The 19,845-nt window shown below is 56.7% G+C and carries 19 protein-coding genes and 1 pseudogene; 14 read left to right on the top strand and 6 right to left on the bottom strand.

The window, feature by feature from the left end:
* The first annotated feature begins 1 nt into the window (after position 1).
* The 14 genes and pseudogenes from JS530_RS10330 (at position 2) to JS530_RS10270 (ending at position 12,409) form a co-directional block, all read left to right on the top strand.
* A complete protein-coding gene (locus JS530_RS10330; RefSeq protein ID WP_055427653.1) occupies positions 2-406 on the top strand; it encodes a MobC family plasmid mobilization relaxosome protein in 405 nt (134 codons plus the stop codon).
* Positions 397-1,848 (top strand): relaxase/mobilization nuclease domain-containing protein, encoded by a 1,452-nt coding sequence (locus tag JS530_RS10325; RefSeq protein WP_214377073.1) that lies wholly within the window; start codon positions 397-399, stop codon positions 1,846-1,848. Before JS530_RS10330 ends, JS530_RS10325 begins: the two co-directional genes overlap by 10 nt.
* Before the next feature lie 51 nt (positions 1,849-1,899).
* Positions 1,900-2,802: a PcfB family protein gene (locus tag JS530_RS10320; RefSeq protein WP_214377072.1), complete on the top strand. Its 903-nt coding sequence runs from the start codon at positions 1,900-1,902 to the stop codon at positions 2,800-2,802.
* A gap of 39 nt (positions 2,803-2,841) precedes the next feature.
* Positions 2,842-3,840, top strand: coding sequence for a hypothetical protein (locus JS530_RS10865; RefSeq protein WP_240541202.1), 999 nt, complete (start codon positions 2,842-2,844; stop codon positions 3,838-3,840).
* Complete coding sequence (locus JS530_RS10310) at positions 3,837-5,297, top strand: antirestriction protein ArdA (protein ID WP_214377071.1); 1,461 nt, start codon at positions 3,837-3,839, stop codon at positions 5,295-5,297. Before JS530_RS10865 ends, JS530_RS10310 begins: the two co-directional genes overlap by 4 nt.
* Positions 5,298-5,315: 18 nt before the next feature.
* Positions 5,316-6,029 carry a hypothetical protein gene (locus JS530_RS10305; RefSeq protein ID WP_214377070.1) on the top strand — a complete coding sequence of 238 codons (714 nt, stop codon included), beginning with the start codon at positions 5,316-5,318 and terminating at the stop codon, positions 6,027-6,029.
* Positions 6,026-6,334, top strand: a complete 309-nt coding sequence (locus JS530_RS10300; RefSeq protein WP_214377069.1) for a hypothetical protein — start codon at positions 6,026-6,028, stop codon at positions 6,332-6,334. The genes JS530_RS10305 and JS530_RS10300 overlap by 4 nt, the downstream gene beginning before the upstream one ends.
* On the top strand, positions 6,331-6,765 hold the full coding sequence (locus JS530_RS10295; RefSeq protein WP_214377068.1) for a hypothetical protein: 435 nt from the start codon (positions 6,331-6,333) through the stop codon (positions 6,763-6,765). Before JS530_RS10300 ends, JS530_RS10295 begins: the two co-directional genes overlap by 4 nt.
* Positions 6,762-7,589 (top strand): annotated as a pseudogene (locus tag JS530_RS10860) (type IV secretory system conjugative DNA transfer family protein); the annotation flags it as partial. The gene JS530_RS10295 and the pseudogene JS530_RS10860, both read left to right, overlap by 4 nt.
* On the top strand, positions 7,496-8,485 hold the full coding sequence (locus JS530_RS10855) for a VirD4-like conjugal transfer protein, CD1115 family (protein WP_342590077.1): 990 nt from the start codon (positions 7,496-7,498) through the stop codon (positions 8,483-8,485). The pseudogene JS530_RS10860 and the gene JS530_RS10855, both read left to right, overlap by 94 nt.
* A 213-nt stretch (positions 8,486-8,698) precedes the next feature.
* On the top strand, positions 8,699-9,886 hold the full coding sequence (locus tag JS530_RS10285; RefSeq protein WP_214377067.1) for a hypothetical protein: 1,188 nt from the start codon (positions 8,699-8,701) through the stop codon (positions 9,884-9,886).
* A gap of 2 nt (positions 9,887-9,888) precedes the next feature.
* Positions 9,889-10,866 carry an ABC transporter ATP-binding protein gene (locus tag JS530_RS10280; protein ID WP_240541206.1) on the top strand — a complete coding sequence of 326 codons (978 nt, stop codon included), beginning with the start codon at positions 9,889-9,891 and terminating at the stop codon, positions 10,864-10,866.
* Positions 10,867-10,874: 8 nt separating this feature from the next.
* Positions 10,875-11,633: an ABC transporter permease gene (locus JS530_RS10275; RefSeq protein ID WP_214377065.1), complete on the top strand. Its 759-nt coding sequence runs from the start codon at positions 10,875-10,877 to the stop codon at positions 11,631-11,633.
* Positions 11,630-12,409: an ABC transporter permease gene (locus JS530_RS10270; protein WP_214377064.1), complete on the top strand. Its 780-nt coding sequence runs from the start codon at positions 11,630-11,632 to the stop codon at positions 12,407-12,409. The genes JS530_RS10275 and JS530_RS10270 overlap by 4 nt, the downstream gene beginning before the upstream one ends.
* A 315-nt stretch (positions 12,410-12,724) precedes the next feature.
* Here the strand turns inward: JS530_RS10270 and JS530_RS10265 are convergent, their stop codons facing one another.
* Genes JS530_RS10265 through JS530_RS10240 form a run of 6 tightly spaced genes read right to left on the bottom strand, consistent with a single transcriptional unit; the run spans position 12,725 to position 19,457 of the window.
* Complete coding sequence (locus JS530_RS10265) at positions 12,725-13,963, bottom strand: hypothetical protein (protein WP_240541200.1); 1,239 nt, start codon at positions 13,961-13,963, stop codon at positions 12,725-12,727.
* Between the two features lie 22 nt (positions 13,964-13,985).
* Positions 13,986-15,578: a CHAP domain-containing protein gene (locus JS530_RS10260; protein WP_240541199.1), complete on the bottom strand. Its 1,593-nt coding sequence runs from the start codon at positions 15,576-15,578 to the stop codon at positions 13,986-13,988.
* Positions 15,575-17,971, bottom strand: a complete 2,397-nt coding sequence (locus JS530_RS10255; RefSeq protein WP_214377063.1) for a VirB4-like conjugal transfer ATPase, CD1110 family — start codon at positions 17,969-17,971, stop codon at positions 15,575-15,577. The genes JS530_RS10260 and JS530_RS10255 overlap by 4 nt, the downstream gene beginning before the upstream one ends.
* The gene (locus JS530_RS10250) at positions 17,964-18,344 is read right to left on the bottom strand and encodes a PrgI family protein (protein ID WP_055427677.1); all 381 of its coding nucleotides are present in this window, start codon (positions 18,342-18,344) and stop codon (positions 17,964-17,966) included. The genes JS530_RS10255 and JS530_RS10250 overlap by 8 nt, the downstream gene beginning before the upstream one ends.
* A 42-nt stretch (positions 18,345-18,386) precedes the next feature.
* On the bottom strand, positions 18,387-19,232 hold the full coding sequence (locus tag JS530_RS10245) for a VirB6/TrbL-like conjugal transfer protein, CD1112 family (protein ID WP_214377062.1): 846 nt from the start codon (positions 19,230-19,232) through the stop codon (positions 18,387-18,389).
* Between the two features lie 18 nt (positions 19,233-19,250).
* The gene (locus JS530_RS10240) at positions 19,251-19,457 is read right to left on the bottom strand and encodes a hypothetical protein (protein ID WP_025263185.1); all 207 of its coding nucleotides are present in this window, start codon (positions 19,455-19,457) and stop codon (positions 19,251-19,253) included.
* Between the last annotated feature and the right edge of the window lie 388 nt (positions 19,458-19,845).

Raw genomic sequence — 19,845 nt, 5'->3', positions numbered from 1 at the left:
GATGGGTTGGAAAGGCAACCGTTCCAGGACGATCCGCAAGGCGGTCACGTTCAGCGAGGAGGAATGGCGGTGGGTGGCGGACTCGCTCAAAGTGGAGAACCGTCAGCGCATCCAGGCCGGGCTCAGGCCCGTGGGATGGATGGCGTTCGCCCGCAACAGGATCAGATGCGCCCACCGCGTCAACATCACCGTGCCCGCGAACCTGCATGACGTGAGCGCCCAACTGGCAAGGATCGGCAACAACGTCAACCAGATCGCCCGTCACGCGAACACCACGCGGGAGACGGACCTGGCCATGCTCTCGCGCGTGTTCGACGAACTGCGCCAGGCGGAACGGCTGGTCGCAGGCCTGCGCATCCGGGTGGAGACCGACGTTGACCCCAAAGGGGTGCCCGAATGGCTGTAGTCAAGATCGGCAAGATCAAAAGCACGCTCGCCCGCAGCATCGCCTACGTGACGAACCCGGCCAAGACCGACGGCTACCGGTGGGCCTCGACCACCGTCGGCGATGACATCACGGACGCCGAGTCCATCGCCCGAGGCTTCGAACGTGCGTTGGACGCCACGAAAGGCGGCTCACGCCGGCAGGGGGCCGTGTTGGCGCTGCACGTGATCCAATCGTTCGATCCCACCGACCAGGTCACGCCCCGATTGGCGCATCTGATCGGGGAACGGTTCGTCCGGGAGATCACCGGAGGCACGCACGACTACGTGATCGCCACCCACACCGACAGGTCCCACATGCACAACCACATCCTCATCTGCCCGGCAGACCGGATCACGGGCAAGGCCCTGCGTCTGAGGAAAGGAACCCTGGGCGAATGGCGGAAGATCAGCGACCGGCTATGCCGCGAATACGGGCTGCACACCCTCATGCCGGAACAGTCCGGGCGCGTGGCCCCGTCGATCGGGGAACTCCACCTGAGCGCCAGAGGCGGCAACATCAAGGACCGACTGCGCACCAGCATCGACACGGCCTGCATGAACGCCCATGACTTCGCGGGCTTCCGCCGCGAACTCGCGACGCTCGGCGTCAACGCGACCGTGCGCGGCGGACGCATCACCTACACGCCATGCGGGCAGACCCGCGGAATCCGAGACCGGCGACTGGGCGTGGCATACAACATGCTCGCCATCATGGGCAAGATCCACCGGCGCACACTCAGCGAGATCACCTTCCACGAGGCCATGATCGCCCGTCGGACGGATACGGCGGTGACCGTTCGGGTGCCCGGCACGCACGGACGCCTGCACCTGACCATACCGTGCGAACGGCTCGTACGTGACGGAAGGATCTGGCACGCCTACCTGTCCGACGACGTCAGACAGGTGCTCACCGACGAGAACGGCGGCTATGCACGTTCAACGGACTGCGAGGACCTGTACGCATGGTTCGCGCGGCCCACGCTGCGACTGGAGGACTACTGCCGTCAACGGTTCGACGGCCAGGACCTGACCGGCGTGAACGGACGCGCGCTGCGTCAGGCGATCGCCTGCGACCGACTCGCCGACAGCCTGCGCGAGCTCAAGGTGCTCGCCCAGGTCATCGACGAAGGCGACGGCCGGCTGGCGACGCTCGGCCGACTCACCGACTCCGTCGAACGCAACGCGAAGCACATGCGCGCCCTGATCGCGCTCATCGCCGACAACCATGATCAGGGAGCCGACGCCACGGGACTGGAGGCCCAGCTCGCCATCGAGGAGCAGGAGACCCGTGGCCTGGCCTCCGACGCCCTCGCCCTGCGCCGGCTCATCGCCCGCACCACGCCAACCGCCGAACGCTCCGACGGCGCACGGCGCGAACAACGCCGCGATGGCGGGCATCGTGTCCGCCGCAGGAACCGGTGAGCCGGCGGAAGCTGGAACGCAACGAACCACGACGGATGACGGGAGAATCCCATGGCGGCCGAGGACCAGGCACAGGAACTCATGATGCGCGTCAGCGAGCAAGGCACGCGCGTCATCATCGACGTGACCAAATACGGGCTCGACAAGGCGCTGCACCTGCTCGGCATCGGCGTGCACGCCACCGGCGAGACATTACGGCAGATCAGGACCACCGGCAAGGTGGACGGCAAAACCCTGCACCGCACCGGCGAGCCGATCAACGTGCAGGAAGTCACCGGACGATACGCCCGACAGCTCGAACACGACCTGAAAAAGGCCGGCATCACCTTCCACATCGAGCACGACCGCGACACCGGCCGCACCTTCCTCCACTTCCAAGGCAAGGACGCCGACGAGGTCAACCACGTCGTCTCACGCATCGTCGAACGCCTCAACCGGGAACTCGCCCGGCAGGAGACCGCCACGACTCCCGAACCCGGCGACGCCGATCCCGCACGGCCGGCCACGGAGACAATGCCGGCACCGGAACGAGAGGAGCCGAATCCGTTCCTCGAACCCTCCGACGACGCGCTGCGCCTCGCCTTCGACGCCGAATCGCCATCGAACGGCCGGTTCGACTTCCGCACGGTGCCCTGGGACCGTGACGCCGCGATCATCACCGACCAGCTCGACCGGCTCCACATACCCCGCCACACGCAACGGGTCGCCGACGACACGGTGCGCTTCACCTACCCGGCCGGCCAGGCCAGACGGATCGCCGACGCGATCGAATCCCTGACCGCACGCTCGCGGGGCCTGGACTGGAACCGCATGGACATCCCCGCTCCGGACGGCGGCGTGCGCCGCCCCAAAACCAAGCAGCAGACCCTGAACGACATCCGCACGCGGGCCGGCAAACGCATCGAAGGCCAACGCCGCACCGCGCCCTCGAAGCAACGCACCCGCACCCGGTGAACGGATGCGCGACGACCATGACCGGAAAGGAGCATCGCCATGCCCGAGCTTTCAGCCAACGCGCGTTGGCTCATGGACAATCTCATCGACAACGACCGGCAGGTCCTGGCGAACATCGCGCGCCGTGGCGAGCAATACGCTGCCGCCGGCATGCCGCAGGACGATCGGCTGGGCCAGGTCGCCCGCATGGTCGTCGATGACGCGATTCGACGCCACAACCAGGCATGGCCCGACGCCGCGATCAGCTTCCCCTCGCCGGACCTCGACCAGGCCTCCGACGAGATCGCCCAACGCATCCGCACGCAGGCCGCACGATCATGGAACACGCCCGACGCCATGCAGACGCCGACGCTATGGCAGCTCGAACAGCCCGGGAACGCGCAGGTCCCGGTCCCGGAGCCGAGGCGGAACGAGACGGCCGTCGGCCGGCCCGGCGGCGAGCGGCCGGCGCAACCCGCGGCCGGTGGAAGAACAAGGGAGATCTGGCCGCGCGTGAATTTCCCCAACAGCTACGTGCACCTGTACCGGATGACCTCCAAGGACGGGCGCTCGTTCGACAAGATGCGCGTGGCGATACCGCAAGGCACCAGCATCCGCGGCGTGGACCTGACGGGATGGCAGCTCGACCGCTTCCTGACCGACCATGCACGGGACGCCAAACTGAACGGGCGCGACGTGACCGTCAGCTTCAAACCCGGAGAACCCGTGGAACTGTGGCGCGGCAAAGGCGAGCAACGCGAGACCATGCGCATTGACGACGCATGGCAGCTGTGCCGCGCCGTCAAAGCGCAACGCATGGCCTATGCGAGGCAATGCGCCGAAAACAAACCGGTCACCGCCACCACCGGCACCCGAACCGGCGAGGAACCACCAGCAGCACCCGGTTCGGAAAACCCCGAACAGGCGGCCAAGCAATCCCTGCCGGCCGGCAAGAGCCGGACGCTCGACGCCATCAAGGACAGGGCCGAACGCCGCGCGCAAACACCATCCACCGCGCAGACAAGAACGCAGATGCAAACACAGACAAGGAGCCGATGATGGCTGAAGACAATCTGACGATCAACGTATGGGTAGGCAACCTCGGACGATACAACGAGGGCGCGCTCATCGGCGGATGGCTGCGCCTGCCCACGGACGAGCAGCGGATCGACCGGTTCCTCACCGAACAGGTAGGACTGACGCTCGACGCGAAGCAAGCCTATGAGATCGGACGCCAAGGAGGCGTCACCTATGAGGAATACGGCATCTTCGACCACGAATACACGGGCCTGCTCGCCGCACTCGACTACCGGCCCGGCGAATACGAAGACCTCCACTCCCTGAACACGCTCGCACAAGCCGCCCGGATCTTCGCGCAAGACCAGCCCGAAGCATTGGAGGCGGTACGGCTGGCGGCCGATATGAACGGCGTGCACGACCCGATCGGACTGGCGAACCTGCTCGTCCAATCCGAGGACATCGAATACATGACCTACGACCCGCCGCAAGGCATCACACAGGAGAATACGCCCGACCTAGACGAGATGTACGGCTGGCATTGCGTCAACCAAAGCACCGAACTCGCGAAACTCCTTGACGGGCCATACGGCATGTACTTCGACGTGGCGAAATACGGGCGCGACGCCACCATCAACGACAACGTCACCCTCGCCGACCACGGGTTCCTGCTCGACGCCACCATCCCCGACACCAAACGGTATTCCGGCACGGAACTCAAGCAGATCATCGACGCCTACACCGACGACGAGCCCGGTCTCGACGCCACGACGCAGTCGACCCCCGACGCAATGCGGATGATCGAACGCTGGGGAGACACGCACGACAACGTGATGCGATCAGACGACGCCACACGCATCACCGAACGCATCATGCAGGCCAACGACACCGATGACGAACACCTGCGCCAACAGGTCCAAGGCCTCGTCAAACCGGTGGCCGACCAGCTGGACGGCGACATGCCCTCAGGATCGGCCACGTTCGCCCAACTCGTCGCCGAATACGCAGCAGAACACGCCAATCCCGACCAGATGCCAACACGGGAACCGTTCCGGCTCGAATCGCTGCTCGAACCCGACGAACGCATCATGGAATACACGCTCGCCGGCACGACGACGAACTGGGGAGCACCCGTCTACCAGTGCATCATGCCCGCCGATTCCACCGACATCAGCGCCGGATTGGAAGACACCCTCCAACGCATCATCGCCGACCGGACCGGACACGGCGACGCCGCCGCGATACTCGCCGAAACCATGGGCGCCAGACCCGCCGACGAACTCGACCCCGCCGACGGCATCACCCCGATCGACCAGGGATACGCGCTGCCCGCACCCATCACCTCCTTCAACCCCAAACCGGCGAAAGAGGAAGAGCCGAATACGTCGAAAGGCAGGGACACGGTGCTCGACGGCATACGCCAACGGGCCAGCCAGCGCGCCGACGACCCCACAGCCCATCCATCCACGCCGGACCGGACGAAGACCCGCAACCGATAAGCCGCCGAGGAGACCAGCATGACCACCATGGACACCGCCTACCGGCAACTGCAGGACGAACTCAAACGCCTCGGCTACGAGCTGCGCATGGAAGGCTTCGGCATCCTCCAGCCCCAAGGCTCCTACGGGGACATCGAACCACCGTACCGGCTCGTCACCCTGCGCGAGATCCCCATCGAACCGTTGCCCGAATGGTCGGCCGACGTGCACCCGCACGACATCACCTACCGGTTCGACGCCACGCGATACCAGCACGACCGCGAACAACGGGACACCGTTGACGTGCGCGACTACGAAACATGGACGCGCACCGTATGCGACGAACAACACGTGCAGGGCCGCGTGCTCATCGACATGGACAAAACGGCGGAGGAACGCATCGCCGACCTCGCCACCGCAATCCACTACATCCGATCCGCGAACCCCGCATGCCGCTCCTACCCGGTGGACCGCAAGACCCGACGCAACGACCTGCCCGACCGCACCCGCATCAGCCAGCCGATCGACGACTACCGGGACCCGTGGAGCATACGGGTCATGGCCGCACGAGAACAGGCCCTCGACACGCTCGCCTCCAAACACGTCCGGGTGGCCAAGGCCCGCGCGGAATCCGACGCGCTCACCGGCGGCGGCCGCGACGCCCGCGCCATCGGACACGACGCCATCAACGCCGTCCAAGGCAAAGCCCCGAACATCGGCAAACCCATCAGAAAACGCAGGCCAAGCCGATGAGCGACGCCCGACATCCGCAGGCCTATGCGCGCGGCATCCTTACCGATGACGCCAGATTCCACACCGACGGCGACGGCAGGACGACGGCAGTCATGACCGTGAACGCCGGCACCATGGACACGCCGCTCATCATCCGCGTGCACGCGGCCGGAGACCATGCGGCATACTTGCGCGAACAGGGCGCGCTGCAGGGACGACGGCTCATCGTCCACGGCATCATCCACGAAGAGGAAAACGCCGACGAAGCGTACATCCTGGCCGACGAGATGGCCCTGCACACCAGCGTCAAGGACACACTCCCGTGAACACGGCGCGAACAATCACGATCATCGATGCAGGCGAGGAAACCGTTGGCACTCCAATCACACGCGGGAACGCGGCCATCTACGATGCGGAAACACCCGTGGGGAGCATCCTTGCCGCGATGTGCGACGGAGACGACACCATCGAGAACCGCCAAGGCCTCACACGCATCACCAGCGCCGCCGACGCGGGAAACGGACAGACGGAGCACGGACGAGATGAGCCCTCGACGGCGGACACCGCCGTCATGCATCCGACGGCCGACGATCCGCCATGGACCAAGGAACAGACGCTCACGAACATCCGCGTCCGCGCCGAACACCGCATCAACAGTCGGATTCCACAACCGACCGATGCCCCCGCAGGCGATGACATGCGAAGAACCATGACGCAGCACCGCGGCGGTGCGGAAAGAGACAGGGGAAACCAATGAAACGCCTGCAAGCCATACTGCCCGCGGCCATGGGACTGTTCACGCTGTTCTGGCTGGGCGACAAGATCGGCTACCAGATACGCACCGACCTGGATGAAGGCACGAGCGTGATCGACCTGATGAACAGGTTCTGGCTCGACCTGTACCATCCATTCCACCTGTCCACGAACCATACCGACCTGCTGTGCGGGCTCGCCGCAATGGGCGTCGGCCTGCTGATCTGGGCATACAAGTACACGGCACGCCTGAGCCTGCGCAGCGGCGAGGAACACGGTTCCGCCCACTGGGGCACCCCGAAGGACATCAAACCGTTCATCGACCCCGTGGAATCCCGCAACATCCGATTCACCGCGACCGAACGGCTCTCCATAGACACGCGACGCACCCTGCGCAATCTCAACGCGCTACTGCTCGGCTCATCAGGCTCCGGCAAAACCCGCTACTACGTCAAACCCAACCTATTGTCCGTGGACATGAACTGGGCCGTCACCGACCCCAAAGGCGAACTCAAACGCGACACGGAACACGCCATGCGCGACCGCGGCTACCAGGTCAACACGCTCGACCTCATCCACCTCGACCGATCCGACCGGTTCAACCCCATGCGCTACATCGACCCCGAAGAACCCCAATCCGCGATCCTGCGTCTGACCGACAACCTCGTCACCAACGCCACCGGAGACCGCAAAACCGGAGACAGCTTCTGGCAGGATGCCGAAAAGGCACTTCTATGCGCCCTCATCGCATGGACCTACTACACCGAAAACAACCCCACCCTCAACCAAGTCACCGACACACTCGACCGAATGGGAGCCAGCGAACAGGACGAAGACAAGGAATACATCATCGACGCGCTCTTCGCCGAAACCCAAACCGAGATCCACCGTATGCGCGAACGCCCCGACGACTACGACGAGGAGACCCGGAACATGCTCGACGGGCTCGCGTTCGCATGCGCCCAATACAACACGTTCCTCAAAGGCGCCGGCGAAACCAAGAAAGCATCATCATCACCACCGGCGTCCACCTCGCACCCCTCCAAGTGCGCGAGGTACGCCGGATCCTCGACGGCGACGACATCCGGCTCGAAACCCTCGACCAAGGCAAACGCATCATCTACCTCGAACTGCCCGACACCAACGTCACGTTCTCCTTCATCGCCAGCGTCTTCTACCAATGCCTCTTTGAAACACTCGTACGCAAAGCCGACGCCAAACCCGACGGCGTGCTCGACCGCGACGTGCACTGCATGCTCGACGAATTCGCCAACATCGGCAAAATCCCCAACTTCGTAAGGCTCATCGCCACCATACGAAGCCGACGGATCAGCTGCAGCATCATCCTCCAGACCGTCAGCCAAGGCAAAAGCCTCTATCGCGATGACTGGGAGACCATCGCCGGCAACTGCGACAGCCAGCTCTTCCTCGGCGGCAACGAGCCCAGCACCACCAAATACATCAGTGACCGGCTCGGAGATCAGACCATCGACGTCATCGAAACCAGCGAAACCAAAGGCCTCAACGGTAGCTGGACACGCAGCACCCGCAAGAACGCGAGAAAACTCCTCACCCCGGACGAACTCGGACGCATCCCCACCAGCCAGTGCATCTACCTACTCAGAGGCATACCACCGTTCCGCAGCAATAAAGAATGTCATCTAAAGATGACAAACATTCGAAACCCGATGATTCCGAATACAGAAGCTGTGCATAATCCTTAACGACCGTCTAAGGAGGTGAGAAATGAACAATAATGCAACTGAGGCAAATGAATCCATGCTCCAGAAGTATGAAGAAGAGCTCAAGAAAACGGATAAAGTTTTTGCTGAGAATCTTGTAGTTTGGCAGCATGGAGCCTGATTGAATTAATCGGTGGTATGCCCGCAATCTGGATGATTGCGGGCATACCACCGATTAGGTATTGGTAAAGAAAAATGTTATCTGAAATTCAAAATATCGCAAATTATATCCTGAATTCAAATGAAGAAATCCCGAACGTTGTATATAAGCGATCGCTGTATGCCTCCGTCTGCGCCCCAATTGCGGATAGGCCATTCTGTGCTCAGAATTATGCAACCGATCTAGGTGTTAGAATCAAGCCTGATCCGAAAATCTTCTTTGCTGAGATGAGGAAGAAATTTATCCCATCATCTATTTTTTATTCCAATAGACTTGATATAGATGCATATCGTAAATATTGCGAATCAATAGACTTTTCAAATAAAAAAATATGTCATGATTTTGATGTGCTGATAAACTATTCCGGAGAGTGGGAATCCGCATCCAATATTGCAAAAATAATGATTACGGAACCACATCTCGTGTCAGATTATACGCTTAAAACATATATTGCCGAAGCTATTGGATATGATAATGACAACAAAGCCGAAAATGTATATTCAATGATAGAAAGCACAAAGGAATATGATGTAGTAAAGAAGACTTTTGCTAAAATCAGACATGCGGCGTATGTGATAAAACGAAGAAAAAAATACAGTGAAGGCGTGAATATAATACAATCTGGTATTAACGATATTAATAAAGCTGAAATAAATCATGAAATATCAGAAGACGATTCATTGGCCCTGCAAGGTGTTTCCAATAATCTATTGGCGTTGGCATATTTACGATTACATAAGAATGACGATGCGTTAACTCTAATCGATAAAGCTTGTAACGAACTTTACTGTGTCAAAAATCTTGTAACTGTCGGCGATGATGAAAGAAAACGATATTATGATCAGGTAATTATCAATCGTAGTCAGATTGATGTTCTTAAAGGAGATTTAAAAACTGCCTATGAACGACTTTGCAATCACCAGAATTGGGTAAAAGACAATCACCCAGATTACCTTTGTGAAGTGCTTGGCGCAAGGGGATACATAGAGTATCTAATGGGAGATTATCAAAAATCGATAGCAACATTGAAAGCTGCTGTGCCATTATTTGCCCGTAATGGTGTTGTTTCGGCGCTTAATAATACTCGAAAGATTTTATCTGTAGACTACTGGAAAATTGATGATTTACAAAAATCTGTTTATTTCTTGAAGTCTATTAACGAAGATCCAGCGGGATTTGAATATGTTGAATCCATGAATGAGTGCGAGGAGGAAAAGCAGTGAATATGGATTTGAGGCATGCCGACGTCATACTTAGAGCTGATTCCATATCACGTTCCTTCGTGGATAAACAAGGTGTTCCTCATCAAGTATTGCATAATGTCTCAATAAATGTAAGAATAAGTGAGATCTGTTGCATGCTCGGTCCTAATGGTGCTGGAAAGACAACTTTTATTAAAATTGCCTCAACGTTGCTTTGTCCTGATTCCGGCAGTCTTTCAATATGTGATATTGATGCGATTAAGGATCCCATTGGAGCAAGGAAGCATGTTGCCTTATTACTTGGAGGTGATAGAGGATTCTATATGAGATCCTCTGCTATCGCTAATTTATATTTTTTTGCGCAACTTGCTGATGTTCCTTTGCATGAAATGGACAATAGAATTACTGCGGCACTTGATAAAGTAAATCTCCTTGATAAAGCGAACTCTAACGTTGAAACCTATTCTCGTGGAATGATCCAACGGCTTCATATTGCAAGGGCAATAATTGAACAAGCTCCGCTTCTGCTACTGGACGAGCCGACAATTGGCTTGGATCCAGAACATGCTATGCAAATACGCGGTATTATTGACGATTTGCGCAATGAAGGTAAGGGGATTCTTCTCACGACTCATTCAATGAGTGAAGCGGAAGCTCTATCTGATTCCGTAAATATTCTCTCTAAGGGACGTGTCATAGCTAGAGGTACGATCAGTAAAATCGCCGAAGATATCAATCTTGATGGAGTTTGTATCTTTACTCTTCCCGTTAATGAATGGAAGAGAGATGAGTCAAAGAGACTGTTGTTAGGTATGAAACAAATACAAGGGGTTTCTGAAAGCCTGCGGGGGAATCAGTACTTTATTGACATTGCATGGAAGGATAAGGAACCGGATGAGATGACTATAGGCAGAGTGCTAAGTTCCCCATCTCTTCGGTTTGTTGGAAGGCGCCCGCCTACTCTTGAGGAAGTATATCTGTCCATCATGGAGAAACGTTAGGGTTGAAAATGATTGTTAAAAAAATTATAAATATGATTTGCTTTCATGTGAAAAATCTATGGAGCACGTCTTTTTTTAGACAAACTTCGGTAATATTACCTTTGTCTTTCTTTTTGTTGTCTGTTATGGGTTCCCGCTGGACTTTGAAGGACGATTTATTGTTTAATGCATCTATAAGTGGTTTATGGGGAACAACAACAACCGCGACCGGACTAATTGCCTTCCAAAGGTTTCAAGGGGTTCTCCAATATCTAGCTCTTAGTACATTACCGTCGTGGTCCGTATTTCTTTCTCTGATGATCAGCGCGGCGCTAATCGGACTCGTTGCCGTTCCCATTTCCTTTTTTTGTACTTATCTTTTATCCTTACTTTCCTATCAGCGGTTTCCGGATGTCACACCTAATCAGGTAATAGGATTGCTGTTAGCGGTTCTAGCATGCGTTGCTTCGGCGGTTTTGTTGTCTACGCTATTTGTATATTCTAGACACGCTAGCTCCTTTGAACCATTGATACTGGTTCCAGTATGGATGTTATGTGGAATTGTAGTACCAACTGATACATTTCCTCCATTGCTTAAAGAAATTGCTTTTATTCATCCTCTGACTTCAGCTGTTAGGGTAGCTCGTTTTAATTCGATTGTCCCTAAAGAACTTATATTTATTTTTTTGTGCTGTTTTTTATCTTTTATATATATATTGATTGGCGCATTTGGACTTAAGAACGCTATCAATCATGCCAGAATTAAGGGGGATTTATCATTATCGTGAAGAGTACAGTTAATTCTTTTTTGATTTTTTGGCGACTTATTCCTGGATGTGATTCAAAAATTTCGTTTTTGGTGATGCTTATAATTAGCCCTTCACTATCGTCATTATTTTATGCTTTATTTGCCTATTCTGGAGGAGTGAATGTTGAGATTTTTTCTTCTATATTAGCTGCTACTATTAATGTATGTTGCGTAAAGACAATTACGAACACGGCCTACATTTTTGCTTATGATCGTTTCTCTGGCGTTCAGCCATATATCCTCATGAAGGGAAATAGCCCTTTTGCAAAAGGGTTAGGTAGGTTTCTTTCTCTCTTTTGTGCGTCTTCCATTAGTGGGACTTCTTCCATTGCGTTTGCATTGTTACTGTCTCAAAAAGAATCGTTTAATGCTAGACAATTAGTTTATACTATAATAATTCTTATTTTCTCTATTTGTACTTCTATAATTGTTGGCATATTGTTTTCTGGGTTGTCGTTGCTGTTTCATGACGCATTGTGGGTTAGCAACTTTTTGGAATACGCACTTCCCATACTTTCTGGAGCCGTTGCGCCGGTAAGTATTTTTCCGCCCGCATTGAGGGTGGTTTCCGAAGTGTTTCCTTCTACATGGCTGACTGATTCCATGCGAAAGGTTGCGAATGGAGTTTATGGGGATATTTATTTTTTGGCAATCCTTATCTTGTCTTTAGTTTGGTTATTGCTTACCTATATTTTATGGGTATTGTGTTCCCTTATTAGTCGTCGATTTGACAATATTAGAGGTTTTGGTTTTTAACTACATTGTTAGTGTTATAAATGATTACCTCGAATTCAAATTATAGTTAGGTAATGCCGTTTGACTGTGAGCTGTTTTACGATTGCGGGATTTAACCTGCATGCTTTCGGCTGCACTGTTGACTAGATGACTGATACCATATTTTTGTGGAATGGACGCTACTTGTTCCATTCCACAAAAGCCCCTCGTTAACTAGACGCCCTTTTCGTTCTTAAATTGATATCTTCTAAACAGATTGGCATAGAGACCTAACTAAAGCCATCGCATTATTCCTTGCTTATTCTTGTAGGTTAATCTGATTCATATTGACGCACTTTATCTCAGCTTATTAGGAAATGGGGGGATTGCCGATTGCCCGGGCGCATCCCAGGTCGGATTGCCCTGCATAAGTGACGGAGATAACTCTTCCGATGATGGTGCAGGCTGCCGGTTCAATGACTGGGATTCCGATTCCGGCTGTGTGGAACCATCCGAACGGCCCACATCAGATATTTCCTTGTTCTCTACAGCCGTCATGGAATCCCGGACGATTTGCATGACTTCGTTGAGGTCCTGGATGATTCTGTTATAGACATCAAGATCCTGATGGTCGCGCATCATGAGTCGTGCACGGGTGATCTGCTCACTGAGCCGTGCACGGGTGTTGTCGTCTCTGACCTTGTTCTCGGATTCTTTGTAGAGCCTATCGGAGTCTTCAATGGTTTGGCTCAGTAGGCTCCGCGCGTTGTCGATCTGTTGTTGTTCCTGTGACGTCTTGACCGTGTCAACCGTGTCATGCAGGTTCCTGATCTGGATTCTGAGCTGGCTGTTAGCTTTCTCTGTTTCCGCACGAGTGCGGTCGAGACGGTCGGCCGTCAGACTCGGATCGCAATTTTCTGTTGAGGCCAATGGTTGATATTGCATGATTTTACCGAGCAGTTCCAAAGACTTCGGATCCCGCACGTCTTTATCCTGAAGCTTCGCGTATGGTTCCGCCTGTTTCAATGCCTTGTCCCATTCAATCCGCACTATGTCAGATTGCTCAATTGCGTGATTGCATGACGTGAGCGCTTCCCGATGGTCGTAGTTCCTCTTCGCCATGACAAGGCCTGTGGCTAATCCCGTTACGATGACCAGAGCGAGCATAATGCCGGCGATGCGGGTAAAGGGGATATGCCGATGGACGGCTACCTCATCCGCGTCGTCAGCCGATAATTCCGCCAAGGACGCATCATCCTCGACATGTTCCCCGACCCTCATTGGTGTGTCTATCGTCGTTCCTGTCCGTTTGTCAAGCTTGGATACGGGAGTGCTGTTGTTCCGTGTATCGCGAGGCAGCTCATCGTCGATGATGGGTGTGATGGGCAGCAGCCGATGTTTGGGTTTTCTATCTGGCAGCGGTTCCGGTGGGGCCCCAGCGGTTTCGGGATGTGCGATGGCATGTGCAGCCCATTGTCCGAGTTCCGGCCATGTACTGGGATGATCGTGGATTTGCGCAAGAAGATCCCAGTTGTCAGAATCACTCATCAAATCGGCAAGCTCGTATGAATCAAGTTTGGGATTGATACGACGCATGATTCCTTCTTTCCCCTCAGGATTAGTGGATGTAAGTGATGCTGGGATTGTTGGCCTGCTCTTTGGTAAGGGTCCTGAGCCATGCGTATGGGAGGCCGCCGCCGGATTCGCTGACAATAATGCTGCCGTCGTCCTTGATTTCCTCAACAATGGCGACGTGTCCATAATCGGCGCTTGCGCCGAGATAGCCTTTGGCGAAGCTCGCCACGTCACCGAGCTGTATGCCGCCGCCCGTCGGATATCCGAATTTTCTGGCGCTTGACGCCCACATCCAGCCGTCGCCCATGTATCCGTCCACCGGTTTGCCGATCTGCAATCGGCGAGCGGCCGCCCACCATGTGCATTGGCCGGTCTCATAGGTGGTGATCTTGCCCACGGGCGTACCGGTCGCCGCCACATCCACGTTCAATGTGCCGGGCTGCATGACCAACGGTGGCGTGAGCTTGCCGATGGTTCGTCCTGCCGTGGCCGAACAGCCGCCTCCCGCATCAATCGCTGGCTTCACGTTGTCGAGATACCGTTTGGTGATGTTGGGAATATCCGGGTACCTCATGAGGTTGCCTTCGCCCGCGTTATGGGCGATGACCAAAGCCGTCAGGTCGTCAAGTTCGGCGAACGGCATGCCTGGGTGCTTGGCCTTGAGTTGTTTGACGCCTTCCAAGCGGTTTTTCAGATACATGCCGCCGTAATGGGCGTGGACCATGGGTTCGGTGATGCCTTCAGGTGGCGTCTGGTCGGCGCCTTCGGGATGTACACCGCGCCATACGCTCCTGCTCATCTGCAACAATCCCCATGTTCCGCCGTTGCTGTCGTCGGCATACGCATCCGGTCGGAAACCGGATTCCTGCTTCATGATCGCCGCGATGAAATCAGCGCTCAATCCGCTTGATCGGGCCGCCTCGCTTACCCATGGCTTCGCCTCGTCCGGGACCTCGATCGCGCTGGCCTCGCAACCTCCGTCATCTCCGACGGCAACGGTGGGTATGAACCACAACAGCAGGCTGAAGACCATCAGCACCGCCGCCGCGCCCAATAGAAATGGAACGCTGACCGCAGCCGATGCAGATGCCGCGACACCGGCCTTCACCGCCGTCACGGATCGAGAAACCGTCTGCGTGACTTGTCGTGCAATCTGCGTCGAAGCTCTGGCAGCGGATTCGGCCCCCTGGACACCCGATCGTACGGTCTTGCCGGAACGCTTCGCACGTCTGGCACGAACCGAAGCCGTTCTTCCTGCCGTGGCACGTGCCGTTGAACCTCTTGCCGCATGTCTTGTGCGAATAATACCGGTCACGCCGTCGCGTACCCGATTTGCGGGGACCATTGATGATAACGGGTTGTCGTCCTCGCTGGTCTCCGTCTGTGTCGATTGCGATTCAAGCACGGATCGTGTCGCATTCACACCACGTTCCAAAACGCTGACGGTTGTTATGCCGGTCGGGCGCGATACTTCGGATTGATTGTTCCTGATGGTGGTTCGTGGCTGTTTCAGCCCGGCCAACACTGGGCCATGGGAGAGTCCATTAACATGACGGACTTTCAAACCATGAATCATGCCGTTCGGCCGAACGAGATTGCGCGTGGCGTGGAATGAGTCGGAGGTGACGGGTCTCATTCGGGCTTCCGATCCTCGAATTTCGTGGTATACAACCGGTAAAGCAGACTATCGGCATCGATACGCCCATCGAACGGTATGAACGCAGTGCCGCTCTTGGCCATGCCCTGACCGGGCTGCACCCCGGTGAAGAACGCCCGCTGCTCATCGGACAGCTTCAGCAGCTCGCACAAGGCGTCAGCATCCGTGGCGGTCTGGTTCAGCAGCAACAGGAAGTCGCTGTTCGCGAGCATCAGACGCGCATCCTGATTGGCCAGCAGCTCCTCGATGTTCTGCGTAATGCCGGTGGGGCACAAACCCCATTTACGGGCGCGCTTGTACAGGCGCAGGAAGTATTCGGCCGCATACCGGTTCGAGAACAGCAGATGGAACTCGTCCACCCACAGCCAGGTGCGCCGGCCGAGACGGCGATTCCTGACGACCCGGTTCCATATCTGATCCAGAACGACGAGCATACCGAACGTACGCAACTCCGCTCCCAGACCGGAAACGTCATAGACCAGGAACCGGCTGGACGTATTCACATCGGTGACATGGGCGAAGGCGTTCAGACTGCCGGTCGCGTAAATCTCCAATGCTCGCGCGGCATCATGGGCACCTGGCTCACTCAAAGCCGTGAGACGATCATGCAGGGTGACGAGCGTTGGCATGCCCAGTTCCGGATGCTCCCGCACCTCGCGATACATGCCGATGACCGTACGATCGATCAGACTGCGCTGCATGCGGTCGATGCCATCCCGCCCGCCGATCAGCACGCCGAGCATGTTCAGCACGCTCGCACATTTCGACCGTATCGGATCACCCTCGGAATCATCCTCATACTCGATATCCAACGCATTGATATGCGCGCGCGACGATTCCCCGATCTCGACCCGTTCACCGCCAAGACCGGTGCACAACGGCGTGAACTCACGTTCCGGGTCGATGACGATCAGATCATCGTCCAGACGAGTCAGATAGATCTGGGTTATCTCGTTCTTCGCCGCCTGACTCTTGCCCGAACCCGTCGTTCCTAAGATGAATCCGTTGCCGTTCATGCCTTGCGTGCGATCGATGACCACAGGGTTGCCGGTGCGGGCGTTCGCCCCATGGAACACCCCGCCCGGCTCGAACAGCTCCTGCGACGTGAACGGCACCAGAATCGCCGCACTCGACGTGGTCAGCGTGCGACGCATCGGCGGCAGAGGATTCCCCAACGGCAGCACGGCGTTCAGCCCATCCACCTGCATGTAGGCCAAGGTCTCGGCCACACACGACTGCCCATCGATCGCGGCCGTCACGTCACGAACCGTCTGGTCCAGCTGCTCACGACTGTCCGCCGACACGTCCACAATCATCAGGGAATCCACCAGACGGTCGCCGTTATGCTCCAGATCATCACGCAGCTCACCCGCCTGAGCCATAGATTCCTGAAGATCATGAGGCAACATGTCCTCGGGCAGATGCTGTTTGCGGTTCTTGCGCCGCTCGTCGATGGCCTGCATATCCATTTCGGCGATCGTCCGGTTCACGAGCTTCAACCCCTCGGCCTTGCCCCGCGGGGACAGGTGGATGCCGACCGTGATATCCGCCTTGATGTCCGTGATGGACGACACCAGCTGATCGCTCAGATAATCCGGGAAGTCACGCACCAACAGACACTGATGCCACACCTCCGCAGTGCCCGAGCTCAACCGGAGCCGACGGCGATCCGACACATCCACGGCGAACGGGGCCACATAATCCTTCGTGGACATGCCATGCGATTTCAGGAAGCCATCCTCGGTGAACGAGAACCGGACACCGTGCCGCAGCATCCCGTGCAATACCGCCAGACGCGACTGCCGGTTCAAGCGGACGCCGACGCAGCCGCCCACCGACCGCAGTTGCGCCGTGGCACGCAACGCGGCACGGTTCAGCAGCGTGACCGCCCGTTCCCCGTCCCGCTCACGCAACGTCAACGTCAGATACTTGTCCGTCACCGCGCCCTGCGAACGCCCGGCGAGACGCCGACGCACATTGCGGTTGAAGTCCCCGCGCAATCCATCCAACGCATCGCTCCGAAGCGACATGGCGATACTGCGCGTCACCTCCTCGGGATCCAGCATGCGCGTGGCGACCGTGATCTGGACTCCCATGTTCTCGCCGATCGAATTCAGGAAACGACCCCACCGGTCCACGACATCCAGCTGCTGATCCTGGGTCGCGACCTGATAATTGATGTCGCTGATCCGCAGCGACACGCTCCACCGGTCGCCGCCAAGGAACACGATGCCATTGGACAGCATCGAATCATAGCCAAGCAACTCCTTCGACGAACGAGGCATGCGACGATTCCCGGACCGCCTGTTCCCGACCTTTCCATGTCGCTTACCGTTGCCTTTGACCGCCTTGCTGCCACTGATGTCAGACATGACGACGTACCTGCCTTCCCCTGATTCGTCTACGGGCCTTCTCCTTCAACGACGGTTTGCCGGGAAACCTCGCGGGAACATAGGGTTCGAGCAGGTAGACCTTCGGACCGAAACGCTGGCGCAGCATGTATCCCAGATACCGTTCAGGCTTCAGCCCTTTCGGACGCCACCAACCCCACAGCGCGAACGGCAGGCAAACCGCAAACAGCAGATACGACCCCAGATCGGACAAGCCCAACGACCAGAACAACGCCGCCTCACCTCCGCCCAGGACGAGCATGCATGCGGCGGCCGCCAGTTGGCGCCAGCTCAGCCCCCACATCACCTTCGCCTCGACATTGGCGATCTCCTTATATACGCGCATCTGCAACATGAAAGAATCCTTTCCCTGATTGGCCCCGGTTGTGGTAGGCGGCTACTCGCCGCCGGCTATGGCCCGGCTGACACGCTGACTCACCGCGATCACGAAGAACAGCAGGATGCCCGCCATCATGAGATTGCCGAAGTTGCCCGTCACCCACGCCACCATGCCCTTGTCCGCGGAATCCGGGATCTTCACGGCATCGACCACGACCCGCTGATAGAACACCAGACAGATGAACACGCACACCGCATTCACCGACGTGCGCGCATACGACTTGAAGAAACCCACGCCGATCAGCTTGGTGTCCTCATGCACCAGAAACGCGAATGGCAACGACTGGAACGCTGTCAACGCATACAATTCGATGAACCGCACATACAGCACCACCGTGAACACCACCGACGCCAACTGGGACAACAGCCACGGGATCACCAGCAGAAAGAACAACGCCGCCTGCCCCATCACCCCGGCATCGCGAATCTGGTCACGCATCAGATCGCCCAGCTGACCGCCGTCGCCCGTCGCCTCATACGACATCTGAGAAGACACGCCCTGCATGAGGAACTGCGTGACCTGATTGAACATCCGAATGAATAGACTGGCGTTCTGCACGGCGATGAACACCAACGCGATCTTGAACATGGTGCCGGCCACGATCTTCACACCTAGATCACGGTCCGACTCGATGCGCGTCGAGTTACGCGCCAGCTCCAACGTGAACATGACCGCGAGCACCACCGATGTCAGAGGCTTGACGGCGACTCCATGCACGTTCACCGCCAACTGGTAAAGAGCGGGATTCCACGTCTCCGGCGCCTGAGATAACAGCCCGGCTGTGATCGAACCGGCGCCTCCGCCGCCGATCATGTTGAGCATGGCTACGATGAAGTCCTCCACGGCAGGCCCCGAATCAGCTCAGCCCAGAGCCACCGCGTTGAAAATCTGCGCAGCCGCGATGATCATGCCTCCACCCACGATCTGCCACAGTCCCGATTGCGTCTGCGGCCCGTTATGATCCTTCAGACCGCCACCGAAGGTAACGGCGCCCCACACCAGCCACAAGCCACCACCGATAGTGGCGAACCTGACGAACAACTGAAGCACCTGATTCAACAAATCCACGACGGCCTCCTCTGACGACGATCAAGGAGCCCGATAGGCAACGGCCTCCGTTGACCTCATCGTCAGGGAAAACCAGCAGGATAGCGGCGGACAGAGGAACCTCGTTGCCCCGCATAGGTATAGGAAGACTGTTTCCCAGTCTGGGCAGTGAAAAGGGAAGGAACAAGCAAAAGCTCGCCTCTTCGATTCATAGCGCCACACTCAGCGGAATCAGACCGGAGTGCGAAGTTGGTCGAGCCGTCATCGGCATATGTGCAGCAGCACTGAAGCATCTGTACTTGCCGTTACATATTTGTAGATCTGAAAAAGTCAGAAAAGGAATCCGCAGCGGAAGAATCTTCAGAATGGCGGGCATGTCAGCTGAGATATACCCGCCATCCTATGCATT

It is taken from the genome of Bifidobacterium colobi, assembly GCF_018555455.1.
GTDB classification, from domain to species: domain Bacteria; phylum Actinomycetota; class Actinomycetes; order Actinomycetales; family Bifidobacteriaceae; genus Bifidobacterium; species Bifidobacterium colobi.
Note: the sequence above shows the minus strand (reverse complement) of the source record. Positions and strands in the feature narration are given on the sequence as shown.

Bases quoted from the DNA above. Each gene is read 5' to 3' on its own strand.
- JS530_RS10330 (WP_055427653.1), top strand. From the start codon at position 2: ATGGGTTGGAAAGGCAACCGTTCCAGGACGATCCGCAAGGCGGTCACG.
- JS530_RS10325 (WP_214377073.1), top strand. From the start codon at position 397: ATGGCTGTAGTCAAGATCGGCAAGATCAAAAGCACGCTCGCCCGCAGC.
- JS530_RS10320 (WP_214377072.1), top strand. From the start codon at position 1,900: ATGGCGGCCGAGGACCAGGCACAGGAACTCATGATGCGCGTCAGCGAG.
- JS530_RS10865 (WP_240541202.1), top strand. From the start codon at position 2,842: ATGCCCGAGCTTTCAGCCAACGCGCGTTGGCTCATGGACAATCTCATC.
- JS530_RS10310 (WP_214377071.1), top strand. From the start codon at position 3,837: ATGATGGCTGAAGACAATCTGACGATCAACGTATGGGTAGGCAACCTC.
- JS530_RS10305 (WP_214377070.1), top strand. From the start codon at position 5,316: ATGACCACCATGGACACCGCCTACCGGCAACTGCAGGACGAACTCAAA.
- JS530_RS10300 (WP_214377069.1), top strand. From the start codon at position 6,026: ATGAGCGACGCCCGACATCCGCAGGCCTATGCGCGCGGCATCCTTACC.
- JS530_RS10855 (WP_342590077.1), top strand. From the start codon at position 7,496: ATGCGCCCTCATCGCATGGACCTACTACACCGAAAACAACCCCACCCT.
- JS530_RS10285 (WP_214377067.1), top strand. From the start codon at position 8,699: ATGTTATCTGAAATTCAAAATATCGCAAATTATATCCTGAATTCAAAT.
- JS530_RS10280 (WP_240541206.1), top strand. From the start codon at position 9,889: ATGGATTTGAGGCATGCCGACGTCATACTTAGAGCTGATTCCATATCA.
- JS530_RS10275 (WP_214377065.1), top strand. From the start codon at position 10,875: ATGATTGTTAAAAAAATTATAAATATGATTTGCTTTCATGTGAAAAAT.
- JS530_RS10265 (WP_240541200.1), bottom strand. From the start codon at position 13,963: ATGCGTCGTATCAATCCCAAACTTGATTCATACGAGCTTGCCGATTTG.
- JS530_RS10260 (WP_240541199.1), bottom strand. From the start codon at position 15,578: ATGAGACCCGTCACCTCCGACTCATTCCACGCCACGCGCAATCTCGTT.
- JS530_RS10255 (WP_214377063.1), bottom strand. From the start codon at position 17,971: ATGTCTGACATCAGTGGCAGCAAGGCGGTCAAAGGCAACGGTAAGCGA.
- JS530_RS10250 (WP_055427677.1), bottom strand. From the start codon at position 18,344: ATGTTGCAGATGCGCGTATATAAGGAGATCGCCAATGTCGAGGCGAAG.